Source organism: Streptomyces qaidamensis (assembly GCF_001611795.1).
In the GTDB taxonomy this organism is placed as follows: Bacteria; Actinomycetota; Actinomycetes; order Streptomycetales; family Streptomycetaceae; genus Streptomyces; species Streptomyces qaidamensis.
On the sequence record NZ_CP015098.1, the window covers coordinates 2,795,274 to 2,821,232 of the forward strand.

Annotated in this window: 25 protein-coding genes, 1 tRNA gene and 2 pseudogenes; 14 read left to right on the forward strand and 14 right to left on the reverse strand. The window is 72.0% G+C overall.

All coding sequences use genetic code 11. The annotated features are described in order from the left end of the window. Window positions 1-134: 134 nt before the first annotated feature. Both A4E84_RS12220 and A4E84_RS12225 read right to left on the reverse strand, forming a co-directional pair. Window positions 135-794, reverse strand: a complete 660-nt coding sequence (locus tag A4E84_RS12220; protein ID WP_062926594.1) for an HAD-IA family hydrolase — start codon at window positions 792-794, stop codon at window positions 135-137. A gap of 205 nt (window positions 795-999) precedes the next feature. Then, entirely contained in the window at window positions 1,000-1,581 is a 582-nt protein-coding gene (locus A4E84_RS12225; RefSeq protein ID WP_062926595.1) for a TMEM165/GDT1 family protein, read from the reverse strand. A 389-nt stretch (window positions 1,582-1,970) separates the two neighbouring features. Between A4E84_RS12225 and A4E84_RS12230 the strand changes: the two genes are divergently transcribed. From A4E84_RS12230 to A4E84_RS12255, 6 genes are all read left to right on the forward strand, one after another. Continuing rightward, entirely contained in the window at window positions 1,971-2,615 is a 645-nt protein-coding gene (locus tag A4E84_RS12230) for an HNH endonuclease family protein (RefSeq protein ID WP_062926596.1), read from the forward strand. A 76-nt stretch (window positions 2,616-2,691) separates the two neighbouring features. Then, a complete protein-coding gene (locus A4E84_RS12235; RefSeq protein ID WP_062926597.1) occupies window positions 2,692-4,329 on the forward strand; it encodes an alkaline phosphatase D family protein in 1,638 nt (545 codons plus the stop codon). A gap of 305 nt (window positions 4,330-4,634) precedes the next feature. Then, window positions 4,635-6,779, forward strand: coding sequence for an FAD/NAD(P)-binding protein (locus tag A4E84_RS40600; protein ID WP_062931417.1), 2,145 nt, complete (start codon window positions 4,635-4,637; stop codon window positions 6,777-6,779). A gap of 83 nt (window positions 6,780-6,862) precedes the next feature. After that, the gene (locus A4E84_RS12245) at window positions 6,863-7,315 is read left to right on the forward strand and encodes a DoxX family protein (protein WP_062926598.1); all 453 of its coding nucleotides are present in this window, start codon (window positions 6,863-6,865) and stop codon (window positions 7,313-7,315) included. A gap of 285 nt (window positions 7,316-7,600) precedes the next feature. After that, window positions 7,601-8,197 (forward strand): DedA family protein, encoded by a 597-nt coding sequence (locus A4E84_RS12250; protein WP_062926599.1) that lies wholly within the window; start codon window positions 7,601-7,603, stop codon window positions 8,195-8,197. A 129-nt stretch (window positions 8,198-8,326) separates the two neighbouring features. Then, on the forward strand, window positions 8,327-9,613 hold the full coding sequence (locus tag A4E84_RS12255; RefSeq protein WP_062926600.1) for a phosphatase PAP2 family protein: 1,287 nt from the start codon (window positions 8,327-8,329) through the stop codon (window positions 9,611-9,613). 155 nt (window positions 9,614-9,768) lie between these two features. Here the strand turns inward: A4E84_RS12255 and A4E84_RS12260 are convergent, their stop codons facing one another. Beyond that, window positions 9,769-10,005: a DUF2277 domain-containing protein gene (locus tag A4E84_RS12260; protein ID WP_062926601.1), complete on the reverse strand. Its 237-nt coding sequence runs from the start codon at window positions 10,003-10,005 to the stop codon at window positions 9,769-9,771. Between the two features lie 102 nt (window positions 10,006-10,107). Here A4E84_RS12260 and A4E84_RS12265 point away from each other — a divergent pair, with 102 nt between their 5' ends. After that, a complete protein-coding gene (locus A4E84_RS12265) occupies window positions 10,108-11,022 on the forward strand; it encodes a ketopantoate reductase family protein (protein WP_062926602.1) in 915 nt (304 codons plus the stop codon). Between the two features lie 88 nt (window positions 11,023-11,110). Then, window positions 11,111-11,464 (forward strand): hypothetical protein, encoded by a 354-nt coding sequence (locus A4E84_RS12270; RefSeq protein ID WP_062926603.1) that lies wholly within the window; start codon window positions 11,111-11,113, stop codon window positions 11,462-11,464. Between the two features lie 12 nt (window positions 11,465-11,476). On the opposite strand, the gene A4E84_RS12275 is transcribed toward A4E84_RS12270, so the two are convergent. The 4 genes and pseudogenes from A4E84_RS12275 to A4E84_RS44405 all read right to left on the reverse strand — a co-directional run. Continuing rightward, entirely contained in the window at window positions 11,477-12,130 is a 654-nt protein-coding gene (locus A4E84_RS12275; RefSeq protein WP_062926604.1) for a DUF305 domain-containing protein, read from the reverse strand. Between the two features lie 103 nt (window positions 12,131-12,233). Further along, window positions 12,234-12,590 (reverse strand): DUF6153 family protein, encoded by a 357-nt coding sequence (locus tag A4E84_RS12280; protein WP_174569509.1) that lies wholly within the window; start codon window positions 12,588-12,590, stop codon window positions 12,234-12,236. A gap of 345 nt (window positions 12,591-12,935) precedes the next feature. Then, the gene (locus A4E84_RS45735; protein ID WP_418082257.1) at window positions 12,936-13,211 is read right to left on the reverse strand and encodes a DUF6422 family protein; all 276 of its coding nucleotides are present in this window, start codon (window positions 13,209-13,211) and stop codon (window positions 12,936-12,938) included. Continuing rightward, window positions 13,139-13,309, reverse strand: a pseudogene (locus tag A4E84_RS44405) (flavoprotein); the annotation flags it as partial. The gene A4E84_RS45735 and the pseudogene A4E84_RS44405, both read right to left, overlap by 73 nt. A gap of 275 nt (window positions 13,310-13,584) precedes the next feature. On the opposite strand from A4E84_RS44405, the gene A4E84_RS12290 reads away from it, so the two are divergent. Further along, a complete protein-coding gene (locus tag A4E84_RS12290) occupies window positions 13,585-14,154 on the forward strand; it encodes a DinB family protein (RefSeq protein ID WP_062926606.1) in 570 nt (189 codons plus the stop codon). An 81-nt stretch (window positions 14,155-14,235) separates the two neighbouring features. Here A4E84_RS12290 and A4E84_RS12295 read toward each other — a convergent pair. Next, window positions 14,236-14,307: transfer RNA gene (locus A4E84_RS12295), tRNA-Val, on the reverse strand. 211 nt (window positions 14,308-14,518) lie between these two features. Here A4E84_RS12295 and A4E84_RS12300 point away from each other — a divergent pair. Next, window positions 14,519-15,346, forward strand: coding sequence for a DUF4097 family beta strand repeat-containing protein (locus A4E84_RS12300; RefSeq protein ID WP_062926607.1), 828 nt, complete (start codon window positions 14,519-14,521; stop codon window positions 15,344-15,346). A 74-nt stretch (window positions 15,347-15,420) separates the two neighbouring features. After that, on the forward strand, window positions 15,421-16,821 hold the full coding sequence (locus A4E84_RS12305) for a coiled-coil domain-containing protein (RefSeq protein WP_062926608.1): 1,401 nt from the start codon (window positions 15,421-15,423) through the stop codon (window positions 16,819-16,821). A 61-nt stretch (window positions 16,822-16,882) separates the two neighbouring features. Here the strand turns inward: A4E84_RS12305 and A4E84_RS44410 are convergent. Continuing rightward, window positions 16,883-17,056 (reverse strand): annotated as a pseudogene (locus A4E84_RS44410) (transglycosylase domain-containing protein); the annotation flags it as partial. A 121-nt stretch (window positions 17,057-17,177) separates the two neighbouring features. Between A4E84_RS44410 and A4E84_RS12315 the strand changes: the two are divergent. Together A4E84_RS12315 and A4E84_RS12320 are read left to right on the forward strand one after the other, a co-directional pair. After that, on the forward strand, window positions 17,178-17,399 hold the full coding sequence (locus A4E84_RS12315; protein WP_033306109.1) for an FmdB family zinc ribbon protein: 222 nt from the start codon (window positions 17,178-17,180) through the stop codon (window positions 17,397-17,399). Between the two features lie 57 nt (window positions 17,400-17,456). Continuing rightward, on the forward strand, window positions 17,457-18,248 hold the full coding sequence (locus A4E84_RS12320) for a DedA family protein (protein ID WP_062926610.1): 792 nt from the start codon (window positions 17,457-17,459) through the stop codon (window positions 18,246-18,248). Here A4E84_RS12320 and A4E84_RS12325 read toward each other — a convergent pair. From A4E84_RS12325 to A4E84_RS12335, 3 genes are read right to left on the reverse strand one after another with little or no spacing between them, the layout of a single operon-like run. Further along, complete coding sequence (locus A4E84_RS12325; RefSeq protein WP_062926611.1) at window positions 18,145-18,978, reverse strand: HAD family hydrolase; 834 nt, start codon at window positions 18,976-18,978, stop codon at window positions 18,145-18,147. The genes A4E84_RS12320 and A4E84_RS12325 overlap by 104 nt on opposite strands. After that, window positions 18,978-21,542, reverse strand: a complete 2,565-nt coding sequence (locus tag A4E84_RS12330; protein ID WP_062926612.1) for a phosphoribosyltransferase — start codon at window positions 21,540-21,542, stop codon at window positions 18,978-18,980. Before A4E84_RS12330 ends, A4E84_RS12325 begins: the two co-directional genes overlap by 1 nt. 31 nt (window positions 21,543-21,573) lie before the next feature. After that, window positions 21,574-22,740 carry an HpcH/HpaI aldolase/citrate lyase family protein gene (locus A4E84_RS12335; protein WP_062926613.1) on the reverse strand — a complete coding sequence of 389 codons (1,167 nt, stop codon included), beginning with the start codon at window positions 22,738-22,740 and terminating at the stop codon, window positions 21,574-21,576. Window positions 22,741-22,967: 227 nt separating this feature from the next. Between A4E84_RS12335 and A4E84_RS12340 the strand changes: the two genes are divergently transcribed. Continuing rightward, window positions 22,968-23,882 carry a TerD family protein gene (locus A4E84_RS12340; protein WP_062926614.1) on the forward strand — a complete coding sequence of 305 codons (915 nt, stop codon included), beginning with the start codon at window positions 22,968-22,970 and terminating at the stop codon, window positions 23,880-23,882. 37 nt (window positions 23,883-23,919) lie between these two features. Here the strand turns inward: A4E84_RS12340 and A4E84_RS12345 are convergent, their stop codons facing one another. Together A4E84_RS12345 and A4E84_RS12350 are read right to left on the reverse strand one after the other, a co-directional pair. Next, the gene (locus A4E84_RS12345) at window positions 23,920-24,657 is read right to left on the reverse strand and encodes a TerD family protein (protein WP_062926615.1); all 738 of its coding nucleotides are present in this window, start codon (window positions 24,655-24,657) and stop codon (window positions 23,920-23,922) included. A 128-nt stretch (window positions 24,658-24,785) separates the two neighbouring features. Next, window positions 24,786-25,931, reverse strand: coding sequence for a DUF475 domain-containing protein (locus tag A4E84_RS12350; protein ID WP_062926616.1), 1,146 nt, complete (start codon window positions 25,929-25,931; stop codon window positions 24,786-24,788). Window positions 25,932-25,959 lie beyond the last annotated feature (28 nt).

The window sequence follows — 25,959 nt, forward strand, 5'->3', positions numbered from 1 at the left end:
CGGACGGCCGGGGTTCAGCCGATGTGCAGCCACGGTGAGCCGGACGGCCGGGGTTCAGCCGATGTACAGCCCCGGTGAGCCGGACGGCCGGGGTTCAGCCGATGTACAGCCCCGGTGAGCCGGACGGCCGGGGTTCAGCCGATGTACAGCCGGATCGTCCCGTCCGCACCAGCCTCGACCCGCACCTCGGTGAGGTCCTCCACCACGACGTCCGGCTCGTGGGCCGCGGCCCGGGGCCCGACCCCGACCACCGTCATCCCGGCGGCGCGCCCGGCCGCTATCCCGGCCCCGGAGTCCTCGAAGACCACACAGTCGGCAGGGGCGACGCCCAGCTCGGCGGCGCCCTTCAGGAAGCCCTCGGGGTCGGGCTTGCTCGCCCCGACGGACTCCGCGGTCACCCGCACCCCGGGCTGCTCCAGACCGGCCGCGGCCATCCGCGCCGTCGAGAGCGGCACATCGGCCGAGGTCACCAGCGCGTGCGGCAGCCCGCGCAGCGAGGCCAGGAACTCCGGCGCCCCGGGGATCGCCACGACACCATCGGTGTCGGCCGTCTCCTCGGCGAGCATCCGGGCGTTGTCGGCGTGGTTCTGCTCCATCGGCCGCTCGGGCAGCAGCAGCGCCATGGAGGCGTAGCCCTGCCGGCCGTGGACGACCTTCATGACCTCGTCCCCGTCGAGCCCGTGACGCTCGGCCCAGCGCCGCCAGACGCGTTCGACCGAGGCGTCCGAGTTGACGAGGGTGCCGTCCATGTCCAGCAGGAGGGCGCGGGCGGTGAGCACGGCGGTGGCCGTCATCGGCAGCTCCAAGGCTCGGGGCGCGTTCAGCGCGGGAGGGGGCGGACGACGGATCGCGACCGGCACGCCCCGGGAGACAAGGCGGCCCCGCCCGCCGGTCAGGGAAAACGGGCGGGAGCCACTTTGTTTCTCTACGGTACAAAACAAGGCGGCCTTCGCGCCAGGGGGCCCACCGGACGTTCATCCACTGTTCGGCTCGCCCGGCTCAGCCGGTCACGGCCTCCCACAGGCTCCACACCCCGAGCGCGAGCATGACCAGCGCCGCGACCTGCGTGATCAGCCGCAGCGGCACCTTCTTCATCAGCGCCTTGCCGCCGACGATGCCGAGCCCGGCCACGGCCCACAGCGCGAGCACCGCTCCCAGGCCGACGGAGAGCGGGTCGTCGTAGCGGGCGGCCAGGTTGGCGGTCATGATCTGGGTCAGGTCACCGAACTCGGCGACCAGGATGAGCATGAACCCGGCGCCCGAGACCTTCCAGAAGGACTGGTTCTCCGGCTTGCGGACCTCCTCCTCGTCCTCGCCCTTGCGCAGCAGCAGCACCGCGGCCCCGCCCAGGAACAGCACGCCCGTGAGGGCCTGCACGATCTGCTGCGGCAGCAGCGTCAGCACACTGCCGGCGGCGACGGCGAGCGCGACGTGCAGCGCGAAGGCGGCGGCGACACCGGCGAAGACGTAGGAGGCGCGGTAGCGGGTGCCCAGGACGAGGCCCGCGAGGGCGGTCTTGTCCGGCAGTTCCGCGAGGAAGACGACGCCGAAGACGACGGCCGTCACGGTCAGGCTGATCAAGGGTTCCTCAATCGGTCGGGGCTGCCCCACCGAGAGTGCTGGATCTTCGCACACGACACCTCGGCACGGCAGCACACACGGCACCCGCGCCGGGGGGCGCGGGCGTGCACTGCTTTGCCGAAGGTCTCGCTGGCGGGTCCGGGAAAGGACCGCCTCCGGGCGCCGGCTCAGGCGGGCTGAGCAGTATGTCGACGGTCCGGCGAAGAGCTACTCCCCTTCTGCGCCGTCCACCATACGCGACACCCCTGACGTGAAAACTTTCCCCGCGAACCTTGTCATGTCATGCACGTGTCACTAACTTCTCACCGGGCGCACACCTGTGCGCAACACGGCACCGCGAGCATTCCCCTGCTCGCACGCCAACACCCCCCTCTCCCCAGGGAGTTCGCATGCCCAGGTTCTACGCGCGTCGACGGCTCAGTGTGGCCGCGGCCGCCACTGCGCTCATATCGTCCGTGGCCCTCTTCAACGCCCCCACGGCCTCCGCCGCCCTCCCCACCCCCGTGAGCGGCGCCACCGCCCGCTCCTACCTCGCCTCGCTCACCGTGGCGACCGAGGACCGCACCGGCTACAACCGCGACCTCTTCCCGCACTGGATCACCCAGTCCGGCGCCTGCAACACCCGCGAGGTCGTCCTCAAGCGCGACGGCTCGAACGTCCAGCAGAACTCCTCCTGCGCCGCCACCAGCGGCAGCTGGTACTCCCCCTACGACGGTGCCACCTGGTCCGCCGCCTCCGACGTCGACATCGACCACCTGATCCCGCTGGCCGAGGCCTGGGACTCCGGCGCCGACTCCTGGACCACCTCCCGCCGCCAGTCGTTCGCCAACGACCTGACCCGCCCCCAGCTCATCGCGGTCACCGACAACGTCAACCAGGCCAAGGGCGACCAGGACCCGGCCACCTGGATGCCCTCCCGGACGGCGTACCGCTGCACCTACGTCCGCGCCTGGGTACAGGTGAAGTACTACTACGACCTCTCGGTCGACTCGGCCGAGAAGTCCGCGCTGCAGAACTACCTCGCGAGCTGCTGACACGCTGATTCGCTCCGGGACCTCCCCGCTGACCTCCGTCGCTGCGTACCGTACGGGGCGACGGAAGGGGAACGACATGAGCGCACTGCGCCTCGGACCGCTGCTGAGGTACACCGACGGCTCGTCCGCGACCGTGTGGGTCGAGACGAGCCGTCCGTGCACCGCCGAGGTGCGCTGCGCCGACGGCGCCGGCGGCACGGCCCACAGCTTCCAGATCGCGGGCCACCACTACGCGCTGATCCCGGTGACCGGCCTGACGGCGGGCACGACCACGACGTACGAGGTGCTGCTCGACGGCACCCGGGAGTGGCCGCTGCCCGGCTCCCCCTTCCCGCCCTCGGCGATCCACGCGCCGGGCCCGCAAGGCGACCTCAACGTCGCCTTCGGCTCCTGCCGCTGGGCCTCTCCCCCGGCGGGCGGGGACGACCCCGTGGGCCCGGACGCCCTGGACGCCCTCGCCACCCGCCTCGCGGCCGACCCCGAGGGCGAGCGGCCGCACGTACTGCTGCTGCTCGGCGACCAGGTGTACGCCGACGAGACCTCCGACGCCACGCAACGCTGGCTGGCGGGCCGCCGCGACCTGAAGGAGGAGCCGGGCAACGGGGTCGCGGACTACGAGGAGTACACCCACCTCTACTACGAGTCCTGGCTCGACCCGCGCATCCGCTGGCTGCTGTCCACCGTGCCCAGCTTCATGATCTTCGACGACCACGACGTCATCGACGACTGGAACACCTCCGCCGCCTGGCTCGCCGACATGCGCTCCACCGGCTGGTGGCAGGAGCGGCTGCTGAGCGGCCTGATGTCGTACTGGGTCCACCAGCACCTCGGAAACCTCTCCCTGGAGGAGCTGGCGGCCGACCCGGTGTACGAGGCGGTCCGCAAGCTTCCCGACGGGACCGATGTGCTGCGCGACTTCGCCGCCCGGGCCGACGCCGACGCCGCCACGGTCCGCTGGAGCTACCGGCGCGACTTCGGGCGCGTACGCCTGGTGATGGTGGACAGCCGGGCCGCCCGGGTCCTCTCCGAGAAGGAGCGCGCGATGCTCGACCCGGGCGAGGAGGCCTGGCTGCGCGAGCAGGTGCGGGAGACACCCGAGGCGTACGACCACCTGCTGATCGGCACCTCGCTGCCCTGGCTGCTGCCGCATCTCGTGCACGACGCCGAGGGCTGGAACGCGGCGCTGTGCGGCGGTGAACGGGGCGCGCGCTGGGCGCGGTTCGGGGAGAAGGTGCGGCGCGCCGCCGACCTGGAGCACTGGCCGGCGTTCCCCGAGTCCTTCGCGGGGCTGGCGGAGCTGATCGCCGAGGCGGGCTCGGGCGACCAGGCGCCGGCGACGGTGTGCGTGCTCTCCGGGGACGTGCACCACGCCTACATCGCCGAGCCCTCGTGGCCCGGCCGGAACCCGGACGCCCGGGTGGTGCAGCTCGTCTGCTCCCCCGTGCACAACTCCGTCCCGCTGTCGATGCGGCTGGCGTTCCGCATCGGCTGGAGCGCGATGGCGCGGCGCCTGGGCCGCGGGCTCGCCCGGCACGGCCGCCTCCCGAAGCCGCCGGTCAGCTGGCGCAAGACGGGCGGCCCCTGGTTCGGCAACCAGCTCATGACCCTGACCCTGCGCGGCCGTTCGGCCCGGCTGCGACTGGAGCAGGCCAAGGCCCGCGAGGGCACGGGCCCCCGCCTGACGACGCTCCTGGACTCCGAGCTCGCCCCGTAACACACCGTTACGCCCGCTTGTTGCCGCTGTGCTCCGCGATACCCCGTGATGGCAGTGAGGCATCCCACAGCGACCGTCAATCCTTCCCCACGAGTCTCGGTTACCGCTCCCGGCGACGGCATGATGAGGCGGACCGTCCGCTTCCTGCCCGGCGGACCGCCGACACGCGCCCCCCACGCCCGGGAGTTCCCCCCTTGTCTGCGTCGCCCGAGGAAACCATCGAGGACACCTTCGAGGAAGCCGAGGAATCCGTACCGGCCGGGGGTCCCGGACCGGCCCCGAGACCCGCGCGTGTCTCCGTCGCCCTGGTCGGCGCCGGACCGCGCGGCACCAGCGTCCTGGAACGCCTGTGCGCCTCCGCCCCGGAACTGCTTCCGCCGGGTGCCCTGCTGACGGTCCATGTGATCGACCCGGACCCGCCCGGCGCCGGCCGCGTCTGGCGCACGGCCCAGTCGCCCGAGCTGCTGATGAACACCGTGGCCTGCCAAGTCACCCTGTTCACCGACGACAGCGTGGACTGCTCGGGCCCGATCCGCCCGGGCCCGAGCCTGCACGAGTGGGCGGACGGCGCACTGGGCCCGGACGAGTACCCGACCCGGGCCGACTACGGCCGCTACCTGGAGTGGGTGTTCGCCGAGGTCGTACGGCAGGCGCCGCCGGCCGTACGGGTCGAGACGCACCGGGCGCGCGCGGTGCGGCTCGACGACACACCCGGGGACCGCCAGGCCCTCACCCTCGACGACGGCCGCATCCTGACCGGCCTGTCCGCGGTGGTGCTGGCCCAGGGGCACCTGCCGAGGACCGCCGGCCCGGACCTGCTGCGGCACGCGTCCCACGCCGCGCGGCACGGCCTGCGCCACGTCCCGCCCGCCAACCCGGCCGATGTCGACCTGTCCTCGATACCCCCGGGTGAGCCCGTTCTGCTGCGCGGCCTCGGCCTCAACTTCTTCGATCACACGGCCCTGCTGACGACCGGCCGGGGCGGCCGTTTCGTACGGGACGCCGGGGGTCTGCGCTACCTCCCCTCCGGCCGTGAGCCACGGCTCTTCGCCGGTTCCCGGCGCGGCGTCCCGTACCAGGCTCGCGGCGACAACGCGAAGGGGCCGTACGGCCGGCACGTTCCGCTCGTCCTCACCCCGGAGGTGATCGCCGGGTTCCGCAAGCGAGCGGACTCCGGGGAGGCGCCCGACTTCCTCGCGGAGATCTGGCCGTTGGTGGCGAAGGAGGTGGAGACGGTCTACTACGCCACGCTGATCCGGCGGGCCGCGGACGGCGCCGGGCGGGAGCGGGACCTCGCCGGGCGGGAAAGGGACCTCGCCGAGCAGGACCGGGACCTCGCCAGGCACGAACGGGACCTCGCCAGGCGGGAGCGGGAGCTCGCCGGACGGGACCGGGACCTCGCCGGGCAGGAAAGGAAGCTCGCCGGACGGGACCGGGACCTCGCCGGGCAGGAAAGGGAGCTCGCCGGACGGGACCGGGACCTGGCCGGGCAGGAAAGGGAGCTCGCCAGGCGGGAACGGGAGCTCGCCGGGCTGGAGCGGGAGTTCGCCGGGCTGGAGCGGGAGTTCGTCGACCGCTTCCTCGCCGTTCCGCACGGCGACCCCCGAGAGGCGCCACTGCTGGGGGAGTTCAGGGTGCCGGACGGCGACCGCTGGTGCTGGGAGCGGATCTCCCGCCCGTACGCCGGACGGGACGTCGCGCACCCCGGCCGGTGGCGCGACTGGCTGCTGGCACATCTGCGCGAGGACGCCGCCCAGGCCGCTCTGGACAATGTGCACGGCCCCCTGAAGGCGGCCCTGGACGTGCTGCGCGACCTGCGCAACGAGCTCCGGCTGATCGTGGACCACGGCGGCCTCGCCGGCGCCTCCCGCCGGGACCACCTGGACCGCTGGTACACCCCGCTCAACGCGTTCCTGTCCATCGGCCCGCCGCGGCGCCGCATCGAGGAACTCGTGGCCCTCATGGAGGCGGGCGTGATGGAGGTACTGGGGCCGCGGCTGCGGGTGACGGAGGAGGACGGGGCCTGGGCCGCGCACTCCCCCGACGTGCCGGGGTCGGCCGTCCGTGTGAGAACCCTCATAGAGGCGCGCCTGCCGGAACCGGACCTGCGGCACACCGCCGACGCCCTCCTGGCCGGCCTGCTGCGCAGCGGGCGGTGCCGACCGCACACCGTCGACGGTTATGAGACAGGGGGGTTGGACGTCACATCCCGCCCCTATCGCCTGATGGATCGTCAAGGAGTTGCACACACGAGACTGTTCGCGTTCGGCGTGCCGACAGAAGGCGTGCACTGGGTGACCGCCGCCGGAGCCCGCCCAGGGGTGGATTCGGTCACCCTTTCGGACGCGGATGCGGTGGCGAGAGCCGTTCTACGTGCGACTGGGCCCGAAATCGAGCCCCAACGGGAGGCAAAGTCGTGGCCAAATGTTGAACTTGCAAGCATCAATTAGGCACACCTAACGTGGGTTACTCCGCAGTATCCGTCCCCGACCGACCTCCCCAGGGCCGGCCAATCGAAGGAGAGACCCCCCACATGACCGCTCGCCTCAACGGCGCACAGCCGTACGCGCTCGGACTGTTCCGGATCGTCGTCGGCCTGCTCTTCGCCTGCCACGGAGCCGTCGCACTCTTCGGCGTCCTCGGAGGCGTGGACGGCAAGGGCGGCACCGCCGCGACCGGCGCCTGGCCGAACTGGTACGCGGCCGTCATCGAACTCGTCGGCGGCACCCTGGTGCTGCTGGGCCTCGGCACCCGCATCGCGGCGTTCATCTCCTCCGGCGCGATGGCGTACGCGTACTTCAAGGTCCACCAGCCCCAGGGCCTGTGGCCGATCGAGAACAGCGGCGAGGGCGCGGCCATGTACTGCTGGGCCATGTTCCTGCTGATCTTCACGGGCTCCGGCGCGTTCGGCCTGGACCGGTTGCTGGCCAAGCGCACCTCGACGCAGGAGCAGCGCTCCCCGGGCCAGACCCCGGTGGCCGCCTGAGCTGCCCGGCCCCTCGGAACCCAGCGGCGCCTTCCCCACCGGGGGAGGCGCCGCTGCGTCAGTACCGCCCCGGCATCAGGGCGAGGAGGACGGCACTCGCGCATATGCCGACAATCCGGGGCGAGGCGCGACGAGGTGAACACTCCACACCGAACGTATGAGCCCCCCGTGAACCGCCCGTCACACCTCAGGCGTACGCTCTATGGCTGTCATGGCCACTCCTGCCGTCTCCGCCCGCGCCATCGCGGCACGGTCTGGCCCACGGGGGAGTCACGGGGAGTCGCGGTGCCGGAGCACTTGGGGTTGCTGATCGGCAGCCCATGGATCTACGCGGTGGTGGCCTTGTCCGTCCTGCTCGACGTGTTCCTGCCGGTGCTGCCCAGCGGCGTCCTGGTGATCACGGCGGCCACGGCGGCGGCAGCGGGCACGGCGGCCGACGTGCCCGACATCCTCGCCCTGACCCTTTGCGCTGCCACCGCCTCCGTCCTGGGCGACCTGCTGGCCTACCGCCTCGCCTGGCGCGGCGGCGCCCGGCTGGACCGGGCGATCTCGCGTTCCCGGCGGCTGACCACCGCCCAGAAACGCCTCGGCGCGGCCCTCGCGCGGGGCGGCGGCGCCCTCGTCGTCCTCGCCCGGTTCGCTCCCGCCGGCCGCTCGGTGGTCTCCCTCGGCGCTGGCGCCGCCCGCCGCCGCGCCCGCGACTTCCTGCCCTGGTCGGCCCTGGCCGGCCTCACCTGGGCCACCTACAGCGTCGCCCTCGGCTACTTCGGCGCCCACCTGCTGGGCGCCAGCTGGGTGGCCACGGCGGTGTCGGTGGGAGCGCTGTTCGGTGCCGGAGCGGGGGCGGCGTATCTGATGCGGCGCGAGCCGCGGACGTCGTAGACCGGCTCCGACCCACCACCACGACCACTCCGAGACCTGGAAGCGGCTGAGACATTGACAACCACAGCGTCGCGGGAAGCCTCCCGAATAGGACGGATCGCGCTCGCCGCGAGGCGGCGGCCCCGGGCGATGCTGTGGGCCGCCGCCGGCGCGGTCACTCTCGGGTTCCTCGTCGCGCTCCAGATCACCGCGCATCACCTCGGCATACCGGGGCCGATCACCACCCAGGCCCGCGAGGTGATCCACGCCCCCAAGTCCGGCTTCCTGCTGTACGCCAGCCTGGCGCTGACGCTGGTGGTGCTCACCTGGCGGCAACGGCTCATCGCCCTCGGCTCCGCGCTCGGCATCGACCTCGTCTTCCTGCTGGTGCGGTGGGCGACCGGCACCTATCCCGCCGAAGGCCACCCGTTCGGCAACGGCGCGCTGTGGGTGATCCTGGGCGTCGCGGTCTTCGCCCTCGTCCGCCGCACCGGCCCGGAACGCGTCCTGATGCTGAAGGGGGTCGGGCTCGGCCTGCTGCTGGTGACCGGCCGCAAGACCGGTGACACCTGGCTGCTGATCACGTCACAGACCCGCCCGGTCACACTCGACCCGTACGTCGCCATGGCCGATCACGCGCTGGGCAATCCGTCGTGGCTGGCGGGCCGGCTCCTCAGGGCGAGCGGCCCGGTCGGCGAGCACGCCCTCGATTACGTCTACGCCCAGCTCGCCGTGGCGGCGGTCTGCGTGGCGCTGTACCAGCTGCGCAACGTGGCGGCCGAGCAGCGCTTCCCGCGCCACCACCTGGTGCGCACCTTCCTGCTGATCGGCCTGCTCGGACCGGCCTTCTACATGATCTACCCCGTGGTCGGGCCGATGTTCGCCTACGGTCCCGAGGGCGGGCACTGGGCGGCGGCCGACCTGTGGCCGGACACCCTGCCGCCGATCACCACCCCCTACGAGCTGCCGTTCGACGAGATCACCCCGCGCAACTGCATGCCCAGCCTGCACACGGCCTGGGCCACCACGATCTTCATCCACTCCCGCAAGGGCCCGCGCGCCCTGCGGTACGCCGGCACGTTCTGGCTGGTCGCCACTCTCGCCGCCACGCTCGGCTTCGGCTGGCACTACGGCGTGGACCTCATTGCCGGCGTGGTGTTCGCGTACACGGTCGAGGCGGCGCTGCGCACGTACGACCGCGGCTGGGACCGGGCCGGGGTGCGGCTGATCGCGTACGGGACGGCCGTCTTCACGGTGCTGCTGGCGTCCTACCGCTTGGTGCCGCTGGAGATGGCCGCCCACCCGTGGGTGTCCGGCCCCCTCCTCCTGCTGGCGATGGCCTCGGTGGTCTACGGCTATCTGCGGACCACCAAGCTGTGGGAAGCGGAGGCGACACCGGCCCCGCGCCCCGAACCGCAGCCGGAACTGGCGGTCTGAGGCCCGGGGCGTCCGGAACCGAGTCCGACCCGGTGGCGGGCGCCGTCGTCGGCTCGGTGGCGTTGGACGCGGTGGAAGCGGCGTCGCCGGTGGCCGTGCCGATTGGCCATGGCCGCGCGTGCGGGCCGCCCGGCGCCGGCCGTCGCCGCGTCCGGTCAGGCCCGGCTCGCCTTCCGCGCCCCGGCCCCGCGGACCTCAAGACCGTCCAGCAACTCGGCCGTGGCCTGCGCGACGGCCTCCACGGCGCGGTCGAACACCTCCTGGTTGTGAGCGGCGGGGGCGCGGAATCCCGAGACCTTCCGCACGTACTGCAGGGCGGCAGCGCGCACGTCGGCCTCGGTGGCCTCTTCGGGCATCGCGGGCGGACGCAGCGTCTTGATACTCCGGCACATGCCCCCAGTTTCACCCGTCCGGCCCTCCTGCGACAGCGGCCCCTGCCATGATCACTGCGAGGCGGCCACCATCCCGGGGCCGACCGACGAGAGGATCTCCTCATGGCGAACGAACTCACCGTGGCCGTCCTGGGCCCCGGCGGCGTGGGCGGCCTGCTCGCCGCCCTGCTCTCCCGCTCCGGCCACCGCGTGATCTGCCTGTCCGGCGAGCAGACCGCCGAGACACTGCGCGCCCGCGGCATCCAGGTCCGCAGCGCACGCTTCGGCGACTTCACGGCCCGTGTCGAGGCGGACACCGAGCTGCGCGAGCCGGTCGACGCGTGTCTGGTCACCGTCAAGGACACCGCCCTGGACGCCGCGTCGGCGCGGGTCCCCGCCCCAGTGCTGGGCGACGGCCTTCTCGTGCCGTTCCTGAACGGTGTCGAACACCCGGCGGCCCTGCGCGCCCGCTACCGGCCCGACCGCGTGGCCCCCGCCGTGATCCGGGTCGAGTCCACCCGGGTCGCACCGGGCGTCGTCGAACACGGCAGCCCCTTCGCGGAGATCGACCTGACCGGCACGGACGTGCCCCGGCCGCGTCTGGACACCCTCGCCGAGGCCTTCGCCACGGCCGGTCCGGCCACCCGGGTCCTGGAGGACGAGACGGCGGCCCTGTGGGCGAAGATGTCGTTCCTGGCGCCGTTCGCCCTGCTGACCACGCGCTACGGCCTTCCCCTCGGCGACGTCCGCACCCGTCACCGCGACGAGCTGACCGCCCTGGTGGAGGAGGCCGCCGCGATCAGCCAGGCGTGCGGCGGCCCGGCGGACCCCGCCCAGGCCCTCGCCCGCTACGACGCGTTCCCGGCGGCGACGAAGTCGTCGATGCAGCGCGACGCCGAGGCCGGCCGACCCCTCGAACTGGACGCGATCGGCGGCGCGTTGCTCCGCGCGGCCGAGCGCCACGCGGTTCCGGCCCCGGTGGCGGCCCGGGTGGTGGGCGAGCTGTCGGACCGGACCGGGGGCGCGGCCCGGCGCTGATGCGGCGCCGGCGCTGCCCGCACACCTGTTCGCACGAACCACAGGAAGGAACTCGCCCGGCAAATTCGAACAGGCGTATCATTGGGTCGTGGCTACGACCTATGACTTTCCGAGTGACCTCCTGGCCGGTCAGGAGGAACTCCATCAGGTCCGGGCCGAGCTGTCGGCCCTGCTGAAGCGGCTGCCCTGGTCGGTGGAGCCGCTGGACGGCTTCAGCGACGACAACGGCTGGCGCAAGGTGGAACGCCCCGCCTCGCCCGGCTGGAGCGCCGACGAACAGGCCGAAGTGGAGAAGCTCCGGCAGCGGGAGCACGAACTGGCGGTGTTCGTCACCACCCACCGCTACTGGTCCGAGCTCGCCGGCCCCGAGCGGGTGGCGGCCCGCTCGGAGCTGAAGCACGCGCACGAGGTTCCGCCGGAGGAGACCGGCGGAACCTCGTGACGCCCGACGGGGTCAGCTCTGGTCGCCCAGCATCCCGTTCATCTCGCGGATCTCGGCCTGCTGGGCGGTGACGATGTCGCCGGCCATGGCCTTGGCGGGGCCGTAGCGGCCCTTGCTCTGCTCGGTCCGGGCCATCTCCACGGCCCCCTCGTGGTGCTCGACCATCAGGGTCAGGAACTGGTGGTCGAAGGCCTTGCCCGTCAGCTTCTCCAGCGCGGCCATGTCCTCGTCGCCCATCATCCCGGGCATGCCGGAGTGGCCCGACCCGGAGTGGTCCATGCCGCCGCCCGCCTGGGGCACGTCCTCGCCCCAGGTCTTCAGCCAGCCGGTCATGGTCCGGATCTCCGGATCCTGCGCCTTCTCGATCCGCCCGGCGAGGTCCTTGACCGCCCCGGAGGAGGCCCGGCCGCCGGCCAGCCGCGCCATCTCCAGCGCCTGCCGGTGATGCGGGATCATGCCCTGCGCGAAGGTGACGTCCTGGGGGTTGTGGGCGCCGGTGGCCGACGGGGTTCCGGTGGGGCCGTGGCTGCCGGCGTCGCCGTGCCCGGCACCGCCCGCGGCACGGTCGGCGCCGTCACCGCCACAGGCCGCGAGGACGACCGCCGCGGCACCCGTGGCCGCCACCAGGGCGGCGCGGCGCGCCAGGGTACGAATGCTGTTGCTCATGCGTGAACTCCTGCTGTCTGCAAGGAACGAGGAACTGAGGATCCGGACACGTCGGAGCACCACACCGTCACCGGTCGGTGCCGGACGGCGTGATGTGTCGTGTCTAGATCCGCAGAAGCTGGAGCTCGGCCAGGGAAGGCGGGGCCCGGGCGCCATCCGGATCCGCGACCGCGTACCCCCGAACGGCGCTCTCCCCCGCGGCGACGGGGACCGGGTCGGGAACCAGCGGGGGCAGCACCGGCCCCCCGCCCACGGCACCGGACGCACAGGTCGCGTCGGCGTGCCGGACATGCCCGTCACCGCAGTGCAGATAGGGCATGACGTGGGTCGGCGACACGGAGGCCTGAGACGTCCGGGCCTGGTGCCCCTGCATCACATGCGCCTGCCGAGACAGGCCACCCCCGGGCGCCAGCCCGTGCATCCCCAGCAACCCCGCCAACAGCCCCAGTACGCACAGCACATACCACCGCCGTACGGCGGGTCGCTGGGCGGGACTGTTCACGCGCTCATCATAGTGACAGGCCCCTGGCCCGACGTGAGAGGCCCTCGGGGAACCCGCGACACGGCAGTGCGTCCGTGTCGGGTGAACAGGGCGATGGGAGGGGCAGGCGTGAGTGTGCCGCAGTGGCTGGGGGGACGTGCCGACGTGGATCGGCGCGGGCGGGGCGATCGGCGCGGCCTGGTTCGCTCACCAGACGATGACCAGCCGACGGCAGCAGATCGGCGAACAGCAGGAGTTCACCTTCGAGCAGGAGAAGAGGTGCCCGCCGACGGGACCTCGTGACGGCCGACAGTGCGCCCGCCATCACGTCGCATGCTGACCCGCCGAGTGCCGGCAGGTGCTTCTCTCGCAGAAGTCGCCCTCGCCCACGTACTTCCCGCAACTACACGCGGTTTTGCGGCACCGGCTCCCGAGAAAGTCGTCCGAGAATTCCGCCAGCCCATTACTCGCGAGCATGCCGGCAGCTTCCCGGCGTGCACCGATGACGAGAAGCACGGCATTCCTTTCCCGGTCAGCTCGACGAGCTCCTGCATGCGCGGCTCCCACCAGGTCGCTGCGGACGGGGTGAGGATCAGGCACACGTCCCGGTTGTCAGCCTGCGCGGCGCGTACGCCGTTGTCGATGAACCGGGTGGGGCTCGCGGCGCAGGCGATCAGGTACAGAACCGGCTTCGTCATGCCCGGAGTCCACAGCGTTCGGCCAACGCCCGCAACTGCGGGCCGGGTTGGCCGTCGCTCAGACCACGTCCCTCACCAGCTCCAGCACCCTGCCCTCCCTCGTGCTGTGACCCGTGGGTCGCCTCGCGGGCCCGGTCCGCCCTGGGCCACCTCCGCACGTACCCGACGCTCGTCACGTCCGCGCCGGTGACGGTCTCGTGCTCCTTGCCGTCGTCGAGGGCGGGCAGCAGGCCTGAGTCGCAGCCAGGTCTCACCGTTCTGAGTAGTGTGCCGAAATGACAAGAAGCGAGCGACTCGCGGACCAGTTGGACCGGCACTGGCACAAGAACCTGAGGCCACGGCTGCACGGTCTTGTCGACGAGGAGTACTTCTGGGAGCCGGTGCGCGACTGCTGGAGCATCCGCCCCCGTGGCACGTCGGCCGCACCGATGTCGGGTGGTTCGGGGGAATGGACGATGGACCACGCGTCCCCTGACACGGTGCCGACGCCGGCGCCGGTGACCACGATCGCCTGGCGGCTGGCGCACATCATCGTCTCCTGCCTGGGCTATCGGGTCGGATGGCACTTCGGGGGCCAGGACGTCGACTCCCGGACATTCGCCTACGCGGGGACCGCCGACGAGGCGCTGAAACAGCTCGATGAGATGTACGCGAGATGGAACAAGGGAGTCCGCGCGCTCTCGGACGCCGACCTGGAGAATCCGCCCACGGTGGGTCCCGAGCGGTTTCCCATGGAGGGCATCGTCCTGCACGTCAACCGGGAGCTGATCCATCACGGCGCCGAGATTTCCCTGCTGCGCGACCTCTACCGCTGGCAGGACGGAGCCGTACCGCGTCGCACATGACTTTCCGGAAACCGGCGACCGAGCATCGGAAAAGGCCCCCCGGGAAGATCCCAGGAGGCCTCTGAACTGCTACTCGGTCGGTGGGCGCGGACGGTTTCGAACCGCCGACATCCTGCTTGTAAGGCAGGCGCTCTACCCCTGAGCTACGCACCCGGCTCCCGGGCCACGCGCCCAGGACGAGTCGACAGCCTACATGGCCCGGGGCACGGTCCCGCAAACCCGTATCACCGACGCGCACCGGGTCCGTAGCTGGGGTTAACCCCACCCCTGATCCGGGAGTGGCCCGGATCCCCCCGCGGGCCCCGGATCCATACGGTCGTAGAGCGCACCGGAGCGCCCGTCGTCCGTCCAGGGGGAGACCGTCATGACCGCACGCACCACCACCGTCCGCGCCACCGCCCTTGCCGGTGCCGTCGTCGTGCTCGTCGCCGGCCTCAGCGCCTGCGGGGCGTCCGCCGGGGACGACACGGACCCCGACCACCGGTCCTTCGGCCTCCAGGGCCGCACCCTCACCGTCGACTCCGACGACTCGGCCCTGGAGATCGTCGCCTCCGACGACAACCCGGCGGGCAAGATCGAGGTCACCCGGTGGTTCCAGGGCTCGGTCGTCGTCGGCAAGGAGCCCAAGGTCACCTGGGCCATGCGCGACGACCACCTGGTGCTGCGCCTGAAGTGCTCCGGCATCGTCGTCGACTGCTCGGCCAAGCACCGCATCGAGGTCCCCCGCGGCATCACCGTCAAGGTCCAGGACGGCGACGGCACGGTCCACGCCCGGGGTTTCCGGGACCCCCTGAACATCCGCACCGGCGACGGATCCGTCCGCGTCACCGACACCACCGGCCCCGTGGAGGTGCGCACCGGCGACGGGTCCATCCGCGTCACCGGCACCAGCGGTCCGCTGCGGATGCGCACCGGCGACGGGTCCATCCGCGCGAACGTCTCCTCCCGCGACGTCCGCACCCACACCGGCGACGGTTCGGTCCGCCTCGAACTCGGTGCCGTGCCGGATCGTGTCGAGTCCCACAGCAGCGACGGCTCCGTGACCATCGCACTGCCCCGCGCCACCGACCGCGTGACCACCGAGACCGGTGACGGCGGCGTCGACGTGTCCGTGCCCCGCGACGAGAGCAGCTCCCATCGAGTGTCCGCCCGCACCGGCGACGGCAGCGTCACGGTACGAACAGTGAACTGAACGGCCCGTGTGTTCGTCCTCTACCGGTGGGAGAATGACACCGGGCAGGGTGGACCACAGCACGGGAGAGGGATGTGACGGCGACACCAGGACAGCCGGACTCGCCGTCGGTGCCGCGCGCACATCGCCCGCGTCGCCGCATCCCCCGCGCCCACGGGCCGCTCCGCGACACGCTCGCCCTGGTCGGGCTTCCGCTGCTGGCCGCGCTGGCTTTGCCGGCCGCCTTCGCGGGCGGCGGCACCCGGCGCTGGTTCGGCGGCCGGGCCGAGAACCAGCGGGCCGAGGCCCAGGCCGCGAAGGACGCCGCCGCGGCGGCGTTCTACGAACTCGACACCGCCCAGCGCGACCTGCGCATCTCGATCGAGACGATCACCGCCGTCGACGACTCCCCCGCCGCCCGGCGGGCCGTCGCCGACTTCGACGCGCTGGGCCGACGGATCGACGAGGCCAGCCACCGGTACATCAACGCCGTCGACGCGCACGATCTCGACCGCGACGACCTGGAGGCGTCCGCCGCGTCCCGCGCCCGCGGCGAACTGACCGCCGCCAAGGAGGAACTCGGCCGGGTCAAGCAGGAGCTCGACCGGTTCACCGACGGTCTCGGCCCCCTCCTCGGCAAGGCGGAGACCCAGCTGGCCCGTCTCGCCCCCGCGGTCGAACGCGCCCGCCAGGCCCTGCTCGCCGCCTCGAACGCGCTGGACGCCGTACGGGCGTCGGGTCTCAGGGCGGACGACCTCGCGGCCCGGCTCGCAGCCCTCTCCCCGGAGCTGACCAAGCTGAACCAGGGCGCCGGGCAGCACGGCGTGCCGCAGACCCTGGAGCGGGCCGAGCGGGTCACCCGCGAGGCCGAGGCGGTCCGTGTGGAGGCCGAGCGGCTGCCGGACCGCGCCGCCGAGATCGACCACCGGCTGGTCTCCCTGCGCACCCGCGCCCAGGCCCTCACCACTCGCTCCGAGCAGGTGGAACCGACCCTGAGCGAACTCCGGCGCCGCTTCACCGCGGCCTGCTGGCAGGACCTCCAGCACGTCCCGGAGGCGGCCGCCGAGAACGTCCGCCAGGCCGAGACGAGACTGGCCGAGGCCCGCGCCGCCCGCGGCGAACAGCGCTGGGCCGACGCGACGGCCCTGCTGTCGACCGTACGGGCGCTGCTGAACAACACCGACGAGGCCGTGTCGGCCGCCGGGGACCGCCTGCACCGTCTGAACGCCGTGCAGAAGGACCCCCAGCAGGAGATCGACCGCACCCGTTTCGCCATCCGCGACGCCCAGCGCCTCGCCATGGCCGGCCGCAACACCCCCGACCCGCGCCACGCCCACCCCCTGGACGACGCCGTGGCCCGCCTGGACCGCGCCATCGCCGGCCTCGACGGCCGCCACCCCGACTACTGGCACTTCCTCACGGAGACGGAGGGGATCCGGCGGTCGGTGGCCCGGGTGGTGGACGGGATCCGCGAGGAGCGAGGGGCCGGACACTGAGCCCGGCCCCCGTCCGGTCTCAGGTGCGGCAGGCGTAGTAGTACGCGTTCGGGTACGACGCGACGATGCTCGCCACCGACCTGCGGAGGGATATGCCGGGGTCGCTGTGGAAGCTCGCGTTCTCCGCCGCCGGCACCGCGTCGCGGACGTCCTCCGGGATGTCCTTGAGCGGCATCGCCTGCCGCCGCCCCCAGCCGGTGCGAGCCATGGGCGTCCCGTCGGACCAGAAGTAGACACATGGTCGGCGTTCGAAAGTTGCCAGCGGCCGTTGCAGTTCCTCCACACCGGTGCGGCAAGAGTGATCAAACGGAATCCGGGAGGGCGGCACTTCCGCCGTCGCGGATTAACCTGTCCTCATGCCTCGCTACGAGTACCGCTGCCGGACCTGCGGCGACACCTTCGAACTCAGCCGTCCCATGGCGGCGTCCGCCGATCCCGCGGCCTGCCCTTCCGGTCATGAGGACACGGTGAAGCTCCTCTCCACGGTCGCGGTCGGAGGCTCGGCCTCCGCCCCGGCTCCGGCGCCCCGCGCGGGCGGCGGCGGGGGCGGCTGCTGCGGGGGCGGCTGCTGCGGCTGACGCCCCTCCCCGGATTTCCTCAGGAGTCCTTCAGCTTCGGTTCCCTAACGTGGCGGCATGACAGCCATCGCAGCGGACGCCGGACCGCAGTGGGTCAACGACCTGATGGACGCGCTGGGCGCGCCGGGTGCCGGTCTCGCCATCGCCCTGGAGAACCTGTTCCCGCCGCTGCCCAGCGAGGTGATCCTGCCGCTGGCCGGGTTCGCCGCGAGCAGCGGCCGGATGAGCCTGCTCGCGGTCCTGCTGTGGACGACGGCCGGCTCGGTGATCGGCGCGCTCGCCCTGTACGGGGTCGGCGCGCTGCTCGGCCGTGACCGGACGGTGGCGATCGCGGCCCGGCTGCCGCTGGTGAAGGTCTCGGACATCGAGAAGACCGAGGCCTGGTTCCTGAAGCACGGCACCAAGGCCGTGTTCTTCGGCCGGATGATCCCGATCTTCCGCAGCCTGATCTCCGTGCCGGCGGGCGTGGAGCGCATGCGCCTGCCGGTGTTCCTGGGGCTGACCACCCTGGGCAGCGCGATCTGGAACACGGTGTTCGTGCTCGCGGGCTACTTCCTCGGCGCGAACTGGCACCAGGTGTCGGACATCGTCTCCACCTACTCGAAGGTGGTCCTCGCCGTGGCGGCGGTGGCGGTGGTGGCGTTCATCGCGGTACGGCTGCTGCGACGCCCCGCAGGGGCGCGGGGAACTGCGCGACGAGCCACCGCGCCGCCGCACCCGCACGACGACCAGGACACCCGAGTCCTCAGGCGCCCGGTCCAGGCGCAGCTCCGGCGCCCCGTACCACCTCCAGGAACTCCCGCAGGATCCGCTCCCCGGCGAGGACACCCCGGTCGGGAAGCACCCTGATCGAGGGAGCCGCGAAGCCGGTGTCGGCCAGCTCCCCGTGGCCGGGCCGCCAGCCCTGGTCCGCCGCGAGCAGCAGGTCGGTATCGAGCAGGGAGTCACCCGCGGCGAGCGTGAGATCGGCCCCGGTCCGCCGGGCGACCTCCCGCATCGCCGCGCTCTTGGTGAGCGGCTTGGGAACGGCGTAGATCTTGCGGCCCTGGAGGGACACGGTCCAGCCGCGGTTCTCCGCCCACACCGCGAGTTCCTTCACCCAGTCCTCGTCGAGCAGCTCGCGCTCGACGACGAGATAGGCGAACAGGTCGTCGGCGACGCGGTGCTTGCGCACCCAGACCGGGTCGGCGGCCCTCAGCAGGTGCTCCTGCACCTCGGCGAGCGGCGCGCACTGGTCGGCCAGCCGTGCGGTGACCTGCGCGTGCCAGTCGGGGTCGGAGACGCCGTCGACCATGAGGTGGCCGCCGTTCGCGCAGATCGCGTACGTGGGCTCCGGGCCCGGCAGGTTGATGCGCTGGTACTGCTTGCGCGTCCGGGTCGTCGTCGGCACGAACACGGCCGCGTCGCCCAGGTCGGTGAGGAGCCGGGCCGCCGTCTCCGTCATGTACGACAGCGGCTTGCTCTCGTGCACTTCCACACACAGCAGCCGCGGAGCCCGCGCGTCCGGCATGGTGAGCGCCAGGGCGGCGGCGGAGTAGATCAGGGTGCGATCGAGGTCGCTCGCGACGAGTACGGGCATCAGACCGACACCGCCTTGCCGTCGGCGCCGGTCGCGCCCCGGGTGTACTTGGGGTGGATCAGGCCGACGCAGGTGTAGGGCAGTCCGTCGACCTCCTCGACGGGCACCCCGCGCTGCTCGGCCAGCAGGCGCACGTGGTCCAGGTCGCTGCCCGCCCCGGCGCGTGCCAGGACCTTCCAGGGCACGCGGCGGAGCATGACCCGGGTGGTCTCGCCGACGCCGGGCTTGACGAGGTTCACGTCGTGGATGGCGTACTCCTCGCTGATGCGCTCGACGGCGGCCCAGCCCTCCCAGGTGGGCGAGCGGTCGGTCGCGAGCAGTTCCTTGGCCTGGGCGCAGGCGGCGTCGGTGACCTCGGGGAAGCGGGCGGACACGGCGTCCAGGAAGGCCACCGAGACGTCGGTGCGGGCGAGTTCGCGGTAGAACTTCGCACCGTGGAAGTCGTGCGGGCCGACCAGGTCCGCGCGCAGCACGGTCCGCGAGATCAGGCCGGAGACGGTGGAGTTGAGGCAGGCGGAGGGGATGAGGAAGTCCTCGCGGGTGCCGTAGGTGCGGACGCATGAGCCGGGGTCGGCCAGGACGGCGATCTCGGGGTCGAAGCCGGTGATGCCGTCGGACTTCTCGAACTCCTCCAGGGCCTGGGCGAGTTCGCGGGTGATGGCGCCCTTGCCGGTCCAGCCGTCGACGAAGACGACGTCCCGGGGGTCGTGGTGCTCGGCGAGCCAGCGCAGCGCGTTGGCGTCGATGCCCCGGCCGCGGACGATCGACACGGCGTAGTGCGGCAGGTCCAGGCCGTGCCGGTGCTGGGCCCAGCGGCGCATGAGGATGCCGACGGGCGTCCCGGCGCGGGCCAGGGAGACGAGCACGGGACGCGGGGACCGCTCCGCGAGGACCGTCTCGGTGACGACACCGACCGCCTGGGCGATCCGGGCCGCCGACTCCTTCAGCGCGGCGTGGAACAGCTCCTGGTACTGCTCGCTGGGCTGGTACTCCACGGGCAGCGACTCCGCGTAGTGCGCGCCGCCGCTCTGGATCGCCTCCTCGCGCTCCTCGGTCGGCGCCTCCAGCGTCACGTCCGAGAGGTCCTGGAGCAGCCAGCCGACCTCCTCGGGCGCGTACGAGGAGAAGGCGGGGCCGCGGAGGGGCTCGGGCAGCATGGAGGGCCTTTCGGGGGCGTACGACGGTATGACGGCGAGGAGGACCCGCGGCGTGTGGGCGGCGAGGCGGGCCAGCAGACCGTCGGGCGCGTGCAGCGCGGGGGTGTCCGCGGCCGAGTCGACCACCGCGACGACGGCGTCGAAGCCGGCGCCGGCGACGTTGTAGGCGTAGCGCTCGCCGGGGCCGTCGGCGGGGTCGTCGTGGGCGGGGAAGGCGAGGCGGGTGCGTATCGCGTAGCCCGGGTCGTCGACGGCGAGGACGGGTGAGCGGGTGGTGGTGGAGTAGCGGACCTCGATGTCGGTGGTCCGCTCCAGCTCGCGGGCGAGCCTGAGCGGGGCGTACATCAGCTCTTCGAAGCCGAGGACGTGGACGCGGCGGGCGTTGTGAGGCAGAGCCTCGGCGATCCGGGCCGCCATCGCCGGCAGGGCGGCTTCCAGCCGGGCGCGGTGGGCCGGGGTGAACCCGTGCCGGGCGCCGTCCGGCAGGTCTGCGGGCCAGTGCAGGTCGATGCGGTTGTCGTCCGGCCGCGGGCCGGTGGGGGCTCGTCGCGCAGTTCCCCGCGCCCCTGAGGCGACGCCCTCAAGGGGCGCGGGGAACTGCGCGAACGGCCCCGACGGCGCCGCAGCCGGCATCCGACCCTCCGCGGCACCCCCGGCCTCGTACCGCGCCACCAGCTCCTGCCCCTTCTCCAGCACCCCCTCGGGCAGCCGTACGGTCCCCGAGGCCGCCGTGACCAGGTCGACCCGGGCGCCGATCTCCTCGGCGAAATCCGCTAGGCGGTTCGCATCGGCAGCGGACCGCATGTCCACCAGCGCCACCACGACATACCGCCGCCGCGGATACCGCTGATGAAGATCGCGCACGGTGTTCAGCACCGTGTTCCCCGTGGAGAACTCGTCGTCGACCAGGACCAGCGGCCCGTCGCCGGTGAACAGCGCGGGATCCTCCGGCAGCAGCAGGTGCGACGTCGCGTGGGAGTGGGACTCCTCGAAGCCGCCGGCCGGGGTGACACCGGCGACCGGGCGACGGGTGGAGTGCAGGTAGGGCGCGAGGCCCAGCCCGTCGGCGACGGAGTGGCCGAGGCCGGTCGCGGTTTCGGCGTAGCCGAGGACGACGGCCCTGCGGGCCTCGTCGTCGCCCAGCAGGTCCCGCACCCGGCGGCCGAGCTCGACGCCGTAGCCGTACACCACGGACGGCGACTGCGGCACGTGCTTGCCCAGGACGTTCGACACCAGCAGGTGGGCCCGCTTGGGGTTGCGGCGCAGCGCCAGCCCCAGCAGGCCGGTCAGCCGGCCGTCACCGGCGAGCTCGACGCCGAGCCGCTCGGCGACCCAGCTGCCGGACCAGACGCCGTCCGCGTCGTCGCGCACCTCGCGGTACTCCCCCTCGTTCACTGCCTTCTCCATGAACCCTTCGCATCCTCGAAAAGCCGTGCGGTCAGGCCGGCAGTCCCGCCGCCAGCAGTTCCACGAAGCCGATGTCCTGGTTCGCCACGCCGAAAACCTCGGCACGCAGCAGGGTCCGCTCGGCCCAGGCCCGGTGCGGCTTCACCTCGTTCATCTTGTTCGTGTACGCCGATCTCAGCACACCCCCGCCGCCGCGCTCGGGGCGCAGGATGTCCTGGGCGTCCGTGAACTCCTCGTGGCTGACGACCGACAGGGCGTGCACCGGCAGCACGTGCGAGGGGTGGATGCAGGTCTTGCCCAGCAGGCCGTTGGCGTGGTCCAGGGAGATCTCCCTCAGCAGACCGTCCATGGCGTGCTCAATCAGCTTCTCGCGCAGCTCCGCGGCCTGCACCTCCAGGAAGGGGCTCTGCCGCAGCAGCGGCTTGAACATGCGCTCCTGGACCCGGAAGTACTCCCACACCGGCCCGGTGACGGTGAAGCCGGTCCCGTCGGCGCGGCCCAGCATGTTCACCACGTCGGCGATCACGGAGGCGACGATCTGCACGTCGTAGGCCGTCATGTCGGGGCCTCGGCGCAGCCCGTAGGAGGAGCAGAAGTCCGTGACGCCGAGGCGCAGGGCGAGGACGCGGTCGCGGTACTTGTCGATGGCCCGGAAGATGCCCTCCAGGGTCTCCACGCGCGACTCCCGGTAGAGCAGCTCCGGGGACTCCAGCACGGGCATGGCGAAAAGGCGACGGCCGCTTTCGGCCTCGGCGGTGGCCAGGGCTTCCAGGAAGGGGATGCCGCGTTCCTCGGTGAACTTGGGCAGGACGAACCCGGACAGCAGCCGGACGGCGGGGCCGAGGCGTCGTACGAGGTCGGGGATCTGCTCGGGGACGCGGACCCGGATGAACAGCAGCGGCGGGTCGGCGTCCGGCAGGCCGGCGAGGGCGGTGATCTGCCGGACGAGGTTCTCCTCGCCGGGGCCGACTTCCGCGTCGTCGATGGAGTCCTCCAGGCACAGCACCATCGAGACCACACCGCGCGCGGCCTGCTTGAGGACGTCGTCCGCCAGGCGCGGCCTGGTGGCCGGGCTGTACAGCGTGGCGCCCAGGGCGGCGGCGAGCAGCCGGGCCGGGGAGTCCGGGGTGAAGGCGCACGGTTCGCGGAAGAAGAGACGCTTCCGTACCTCAGGGGCGACGTGCCCGAAATGACGCATGGAACTCCCCCGTGGTGGTGATGCGACCTGCGAATCGATGAAAGGTGGCCGGTAATAGTACGTAGATGTCCATGTCACAGGTTCCCATGAGGCATGAATTTCAGGTAACGCGGGCAAGCACTGCCAGGCCCGGCCATGACGACGGTAGTCCGGGACGGCCGTCGGCGCCGCTCGTGACCGCGGCCCCCGCGTTGTCGTGAGCAGGACCGAGAGGGCAGGATGACCGCATGACGCACGCCATGCTGAAGGGGTCGAACGTCCCGCTGGAAGCCACCACGGTGCGCGCCGTGCTGCGCTGGACACCGGGGCAGGGGGTTCCGGACGTCGACGCCTCCGCGCTGCTCCTCGGCCCCGACGGTCGTGTGCGCTCCGACGAGGACTTCGTCTTCTACAACCAGCCCCGGCACCCGGCCGGGAAGGTGTGGCGGCTCGGCAAGAAGCGGGTCGCCGAGGGCCTGACCGACACGATCCAGACAGATCTCGCCGGTGTCGAGTCCGGGGTCGGCCGGATTCTGCTGGTCGCATCGGCGGACGGCACGACGTTCGACCGCGTGCGGGAGCTGCGCATCCTGCTGTACGACGCGGCGGACACCGGCACCGAGGCGCTGGCGTATTTCGACGTCACGCCGGAGACGGGCGAGGAGACCGCGCTGATCTGCGGCGAGCTGTACCGGCGTGGGGAGGGCTGGAAGTTCCGGGCGCTGGGCGAGGGCTACTCGAACGGGCTGAAGGGCCTCGCGACCGACTTCGGCATCTCGGTGGACGAGTCGGAGGCGGCGGCGGAGGAGGCGACCACGACGGTCCCCGCGCCCCCCACCACGAACACGGCCGCGCAGCCGACGACGGCGGGCACCTCCTCGCAGTCCCCCGAGGTCTCCGTGCCGCTGCCCCCGGAGCAGCCGGCCGCGGTGCCCGGACAGCCCGGCTACGGATATCCGCCGCAGCAGCCGCCGCCGACGCAGCCGGCCTACGGCTACCCGCAGACCACCGGCCGGCCCGCGTACGGCTACCCCCAGGCACCGGCAGCGGCGCGGGGTGCCGCGGGGGCGCAGACCGGCTACGGCTATCCGCCGCCGGTCACCGCGGTCCCCGACCCGGACTTCCGGCTGCCCCCGCAGGGCCCGCAGTTCGTCGGGCGCTAGGCGGAGGTCCGGGGCGGGTCCCCTCAAGGCTCCGCGGTCAGCGGTCGACCTTGGTCTTGTAGCCCCGCCCCCATTGGAGTCCCCAGCCGTACAGCCGGTCGAGTTCGGCCTGGAAGCCGTAGACGAACTTCGCCTCGCGGCGGACGATGATCTCGTTCTTCACCTTCTCGATCATGACGACGGCGCAGGAGCGGGCCTGCGGCTGGCGTTCGTCGAGGTGGATCTCGATGCGGGGGCCGTTGCTCGGGTAGAGGGTGACGATGGCGTGGGCGCGGTCGAAGGCGGGTGTCTGGTCATAGATGTAGACGAACACCAGCAGTCGCTTGATGTGCTCGCGGTGGTCGAGGTTGATGTACATCGTCTCGCCGGACGCGGAGCCGAAGCGGTCGTCGCCGCTGAGCTTGACGTACGGCGCGGCGTTTGTCTCCCCGAAGTAGCCGCCGAGGGGCTGGACGACGCCCTTGCTGCCGTCCTGGAGTTCGTAGAGGCAGCCCAGGTCGAGGTCGACGTTGACCATGCTCTGGCTGTGGCCGACGACCTCGGGGGGCTTGAGGGCCCGGAAGGGATGACGCAGCAGGCTCTCGCGCTGGGAGCCGCCGAAGTCGGAGGTGCGCATCCGCCAGCTCAGGTTGACGCGCAGATGGCCGGTGGCCGCGCCCTGTTTGGTCAGTGATATCTGCGCGCGCCGCTTGGTCAGCTCGATCGCGTTGGTCGACGCGTCGCCCGAGTCGAACTGCGCCTCGCGCCCACGCCGAAGTCCGTCGAACAGGCCCATTCCGCCCCCACGTTCACTCGGAGACCGCAGGTCATCACCGTACCCACGGCCCATGACGACCGACGGGGCGGCCACCGAGGAGTCCTCGGTGGCCGCCCCGCACAGAGCGTTCCTCGCCCGGAGGGGTGTCACACCCCGGACGAGACCTCAGTCTTCGCGTCCGAACCGGCGTCCCCCTCGGCCGCGGCGATGGCGCGGTTGCGGCGTACGGAGGACCAGAAGGACCAGGCGATCAGGATCACGCCGACGGAGCCGGTGATGAACTCGTTGATCTCGTACCGGATGGTGACGAGCAGGATCATGGCGAGCGCGCCGATCGCGTAGTGCGCGCCGTGCTCCAGGTAGACGTAGTCGTCGAGGGTGCCCTGGCGGACCAGGTAGACCGTCAGCGACCGGACGTACATGGCGCCGATGCCGAGGCCGAGGGCCATCAGGACGATGTCGTTGGTGATGGCGAAGGCGCCGATCACGCCGTCGAAGGAGAAGGACGCGTCCAGGACCTCCAGGTAGAGGAACATGAAGAACGCGGCCTTGCCGGCGACGACGACCGCGGAGCGGGGCTTGCCGGACCGGACGGCCTCTTCCTCCGCCTCGTGCTCGCGCTCCTCCTCCTCTTCGAGCTTGTCCTCGAAGTAGCCGGACAGACCGCCGACGATCATGTAGGTGATCAGGCCGCCGATACCGGCGAGCAGGACCGTCTCCGCCTTGTCGACGTGCGTGCCGCCGTGCTGGTGGGCCTGGGTCGCGAAGGTCATCGCCGAGATCAGCAGGACGATCAGCGCGATGCAGACCGACAGCATGTCGACCTTGCCGAGCTTGGCCAGCGGCCGCTCGAGCCACTTGAGCCACTTGATGTCCCGGTCCTCGAAGATGAAGTCCAGGAAGATCATCAGCAGGAACATGCCACCGAAGGCGGCGATCGACGGGTGGGCGTCGGTGACGTATTGCTGGTACTGGTCCTTGTCGGTGAGCGCGAGGTCGACGGCCTCGATCGGCCCGAGCTGTGCGCTGAGGGCGACGATCACGACAGGGAAGACCAGTCGCATGCCGAAGACGGCGATCAGAATGCCGATCGTGAGGAAGATTTTCTGCCAGAAGGCACTCATCTTCTTCAGGATCCCGGCGTTGACCACCGCGTTGTCGAAGGACAGCGAGATCTCGAGGACGGACAGGATCGCAACGACACCGAACGCGGTCCACCCTCCGTAGAAGATCGCTGCGACCAGGCCGAGCGCGGTGACCGCGAACGACCACCCGAAGGTTTTCAGAACCACTGGCTACCCAATCGTGTGTGTACGGGGC